Genomic DNA, 3,680 nt, shown 5'->3' on the forward strand with positions numbered 1-3,680 from the left:
TACGCCATCTGTCTGATGCTGCCGCGCCTCTGGATAAGCTGGACAAGCCCTAGGAACGTTACCAGCGCTGCCGCAATCACATAATCCTGCTTGTTTCCCGGAAGAGGTAGTTCCAAGTGCCCCCGGCCGCTGAGGAACGCACTTCTCGTGGTTGCAGGTGATGCAGCATACGCTGACGATCACGTCCGCCCCGCGGTCAGCGGTCATAGTGCTGCCCTCGGGCGCTCTCGGGAATGTGGTATGAGACGACCGCGCTGGGATCTGCAAAGAAACTGCGGGCACTCGCCCTGTCTCCGAAGCGTAGAAGAACCACGCCTAGCAGGTCTCCCGAGTTCGAAAACCGTGGCACTGGTTCACCTTCTCGCTTGAACACGAATTCGGCTACGACGTGGTTTGCACTGAAGTTCTGATCCCATTGAATGGCTGAGAATAGCCCAGGCTGGCTGACGTGGTGCACAAAGTAGCCGTGCAGGGAGGTCCGCTCCCGCAGTGGCGGGAAGCACGCAGACACATCCATGTCACCCAGCGCAGCCTTGACGCTTGCGGTAGCTACGTCAGCCCCAACTGTGTATTTCATCAGCTCGGGCAGGAAGTTGCCGCCCGATCGAGGGCCTACCTCCATGAGATACACGTTGTTTTCGCTGCCGATCCGGACTTCTATGTTCAGGGCACCGTTCGCAAATCCGCAGGACTCCAGTACGCGCGAGAGCTGCTCCCTGATACGGTCATAGCACTGGTCCCACAGCACCGACGGGAACACTCCGCCAATGGGGACCAACCCGGAACCGCTGACGTTCAACTCGTGGTCGCCGATGTCCAGCATGACGACATCGCCATCAAGGATGAAGGCCTCGCCGACAATCTGAGCGTGGTCGCTCTTGACGTACTCCTCGACTATTACCTCACCGTTCCTGCCAGACCTACACGCAAATTCGACCGCTCCCGTCAGCGCGCTCTCGTTGCGAGCTATCGAAACGCCCCTGCTGCCCGAGGAGTCCGTGGGCTTTACCACCACCGGGAAGTCAAATGGGACTTCGATGCGCGACGTATCTCTGCTGGGCCGCAGCACCGTGAACTCCGGGTGCGGGATCTGCAACTTTCTCTGCAGCCGTCGATATTCTGACTTTAGGCCCAACTTCTTCACGGATGCCACGCTGTTGCCCGGCAAACCGAGTCTCTCAGCGACTTCGGCAGCGGGAATAGCGGCAGGGTCAGAAGCGTACGCCAGTATGCCATCTACACCATGCTGCCTGGCGACTTTCTCAACGCCCTCGATGTCCGTCGTGCTCACGTTCTCGTAGGCATCGGCCAGTCTGTGCCCCGGGTTGTCGGGTCTGTTGTCGCAGGTGATGACGGCACAGCCCAGTCGCTTCGCGCTCTCAATCACCGGGATTTGAAAGCTCGTCCCGGCCAGCACCAGGATTCTCCTATTCACTCACCATCTCACGCGTGACTTCAACGGAACCTATGACAGGGCCCAAGTAGACCGGCCACGTCAGAATCCCTTCCGACACAGCCCAAGCAAGGGCCTGCGAATCTCGTGTCCAGATGATACGATAGCACGGTAGTCCCGGCATTAGCGGATAGGAGCATCTCCGCGCGTATACGACGAGCTTCTTCAGCTTCTCGCAGAGGCGGTCGCGGCTGATGTCGAATCTTGCTGCACGAGAGTCAGAAGGCACGTTCCCGCGACGGAGTGGGCGCGGCCCGCGATTCCGACGTTGGTACCAAACCTGCGTTCCCGTGCGCTCGTCGGCTGTGTAGCCCATCACTTGCCCTGCGGTGATGCTATCGCACCTTGACACTGCGCCAGATGAAGTGCCTGTGCAGGGTTCCCCTGCGGTTCAGGTAGTCGAGAACCGCGCGCAAGCGCTCATCTTCCGTCTCAAGTTTCTGCAGGTCGATTTCGCCACGTACGGTTCTTATGCGGAGAATCCAGGGGAAGAGTGGCAGACCAACCCACTTGGTAACGCGGAAGCCCAGTTTGTCGAGAATGTGCGCGAGTTCGTCCTTCTCGAAGCACCGGAACTTGAAGGGGGTCTCTCCGTGTTCTTCTTTGAACCGTCTGTCAAAGAAGTTCTCAAACACGTCGTCCAAGGACTCCAGAATCATCGACCTGTACAAGGCCCCCTCGATGTCGGGTTCCATGTTTACCAGGATACCATTTCCGCTCAGGCACCGATGGGCTTCCCCGATGCCATCCTCGAAGCTGTCGCCCATGTAGAAGTAGACTCCAATGGCCAGGACGGCGTCTGCGGACCCGGCCTTGAGGGGCATCCGGTCAGCACTGCAGTTTACCAGGAGGACTCTGTCTTCCGCTTGTTCTTGCACAAGATAACTCTGGAGCGACTGCAGCACCGGCAGGTGGGTATCGACCGCGACGATGCGCTGGAAGCCCGAGTGCAGAAGGTGCTCTGTGAATCGGCCGTCCCCGCAGCCAACATCTATGACCACCGAGCTACGTGGGTTCACATCAGACAAGTACTCGGAAATAACCTCCTCTAAGTAGCCGGTTTCCCAGTATGCCAAGTGGAACTTCTGCCGAGACAGCTCCCTCAGTGCAGCTCCTTTTGGCATCTTGTTGTGGAAACTGAGCGCGTCGGTTGCGGGAATCCCGCAACGGACAATACCTCTCTCATCCAACGTCCACTTCGAGTCAAGCGGCTTCGCCGCCGCGTCGTCGCGGCTCGGGATTAGTATGCTCCTCTTCCACGAATCTAGCGGCTCTTTGCGCAAGTCAACCTTCATCGCTGGTCGCATTCCTTCAGTCATGAGCCGTCATCCCTCTATTCCACACTGGGCGGTGGCGGACCGGGCCTTGGTCCTCGGTCATTGGTCGCCGGTCATCGGGCACCGTTCTCGGTCCTCACACTCGTTCTCCCGCCAATTGCCTGAGGTACGAGCTGTAGCTGCCCGGTCCCATGCTGTCAGCCAGCGAGAGAAGCTCCTTGCCTCCGATGAACCGCTGACGATACGCGACCTCTTCCGGACTGCATATCATCAAGCCCTGCCGCTCCTCGACCGCCTGCACGTACGTCGCGGCTTGGAGCAGAGATTCGTGGGTTCCGGCATCCAGCCAGGCAATGCCGCGGCCAAGGACCTCGACCCGCAGTTGTCCGCGCCGCAGGTACTCGCGGTTGAGGTCGGTTATCTCGAGTTCGCCGCGGGTGGAAGGCTCGAGGTCGCGGGCAATCTCCGACACGGCATTGTCGTAGAAATAGAGCCCGGGGATGGCGTAGCTCGACCGCGGCTTCGCCGGCTTTTCCTCCAGGCTCACCGCGATGCCGCGCTCGTCCAACTCGACTACCCCGTAGCGCTCAGGGTCGCGTACAACGTACGCGAACACAAGTGCGCCCTGCGTGAGCGCGGCAGCCTGCTCGAGCGAGGGCTTCAGCCCCTGACCGTAGAGCACGTTGTCGCCCAAGACCATGCCGACCGGCTGGTTATCAATGAAGTCCTCACCGATGATGAAGGCATCGGCCAGGCCCCGCGGAGTCGGCTGAGCCTTGTAGGAAAACGTCACGCCCCACTGACAACCGTCACCAAGTAGCCGCTGGTAGCCGGGCAGGTCTTCCGGCGTGCTGATAACGAGCATGTTGCGAATGCCGGCCAGCATCAGCACGGAGAGCGGGTAGTAGACCATTGGCTTGTTGTAGACCGGCAGGAGCTGCTTGCTGACC

Annotated in this window: 3 protein-coding genes; all 3 read right to left on the reverse strand. The window is 59.8% G+C overall.

Going from position 1 to position 3,680, the window contains the following annotated elements:
- Positions 1-196: 196 nt before the first annotated feature.
- On the reverse strand, positions 197-1,435 hold the full coding sequence (locus VMH22_11465) for an ATP-grasp domain-containing protein (protein HTW92315.1): 1,239 nt from the start codon (positions 1,433-1,435) through the stop codon (positions 197-199).
- A 353-nt stretch (positions 1,436-1,788) separates the two neighbouring features.
- Positions 1,789-2,748, reverse strand: a complete 960-nt coding sequence (locus VMH22_11470) for a class I SAM-dependent methyltransferase (GenBank protein ID HTW92316.1) — start codon at positions 2,746-2,748, stop codon at positions 1,789-1,791.
- Between the two features lie 118 nt (positions 2,749-2,866).
- Positions 2,867-3,680 (reverse strand): glucose-1-phosphate thymidylyltransferase RfbA (rfbA, locus tag VMH22_11475; protein ID HTW92317.1); only part of this gene is annotated, 814 nt, incomplete at its 5' end.

Source organism: bacterium (assembly GCA_035505375.1).
Classification (GTDB): domain Bacteria; phylum Hydrothermota; class Tepidihabitantia; order Tepidihabitantales; family Tepidihabitantaceae; genus UBA2258.